2 protein-coding genes are annotated in these 1,139 nt (G+C 56.5%); both read left to right on the forward strand.

Annotated elements, in window-relative coordinates; genetic code table 11:
• Nucleotides 1-264 (forward strand): hypothetical protein (locus BGO89_03115; GenBank protein ID OJX58708.1); only part of this gene is annotated, 264 nt, incomplete at its 5' end.
• 147 nt (nucleotides 265-411) lie between these two features.
• Nucleotides 412-1,139: hypothetical protein (locus BGO89_03120; GenBank protein OJX58709.1), on the forward strand; the 728-nt coding region annotated here is incomplete at its 3' end.

Here is a 1,139-nt window from a genome sequence, read left to right on the forward strand (position 1 = left end):
CGGTACGATGAAGCATTCAAACGCGAGGCAGTAGCCCTCGTGATAGAACAGAAGCTGCCCTATACGCGAGCAGCGAAACAGATTGGCGTAGCCGAGGAGACGCTACGTCAATGGGTAGCGAAGTCGGGCCTGAAGCAGCAGGAGGATTCGGAGAAGACGGACAAGCAGCGTTTGCGGGAACTCGAGCGAGAGAACCGTCTTCTGCGGCAGGAGCGCGACATCCTAAAGGAGGCCGTCGGTATCTTCAGTCAACGCCCGAAATGAAGTACCGCTTTATGGACGATCGTCGGGCGAAATGGTCATTGCAGGCCATGTGCCGTGTCCTTGGCGTGAGCCGGCACGGGTACCACTGCTGGAAGCGTCGTGGACCCTCTGTTCGTACTATTCGCCAATGGCAGGCTCATCGAGCATATGCGTTCGGTCCATGAGCAGAGCAACGGGACGTATGGCAGCCCTCGGATGACGCTGCGGAACAGTGGTGAAGTGGTCACCCGCAAGACTGTCGAGAAGCTGATGCGTAGGAGTGGCCTGCAAGCCACGCGTAAGCGTCGTTACCGGCCTACGACCGATTCGACCCATACACTTGCCCCTGCACCGAATCTGCTGCAGCGTGCCTTCGTCGTCAAGGATACCGACCGTGTGTGGGTCAGCGACTTCACGGAGTTGCCTTGTCGTAACGGTAAGGCGTATGCCGTGGCTATCATGGATCTGTGTTCACGACGTATCCTGGGTATGGTTGTCTCGCACACGATGCAGACCAAGGCGCTGCTCCGGGCTTTGGATGATGCCTGCAGAACACGGAGAACCCTGCCTTCCGAGCCGGTCATATTCCATTCCGACCAAGGTAGTCAATACAACGCCGACATCTTCAGAACCGAACTGGCAAAGCGCAACTTCCAGCAGAGTATGTCCGGACGTGGCAACTGCTATGACAACGCTCCGATGGAATCCTTCTGGGCACGGATGAAGACAGAGCCTGGACGTCCACTTCTCTTCGACGACCTACGAGATGCTCGGTCGACTGTCTATCGTTGGGTCCACCTGTTCTACAATCGCCTGAGACTACATTCAGGCATCGGACTCATGACGCCTGTTCAGTTCGAGCAACAACTAGCTGTACAACCAAACGATCGTACTCA

The organism is Candidatus Kapaibacterium thiocyanatum, assembly GCA_001899175.1.
GTDB lineage: Bacteria > Bacteroidota > Ignavibacteria > Kapaibacteriales > Kapaibacteriaceae > Kapaibacterium > Kapaibacterium thiocyanatum.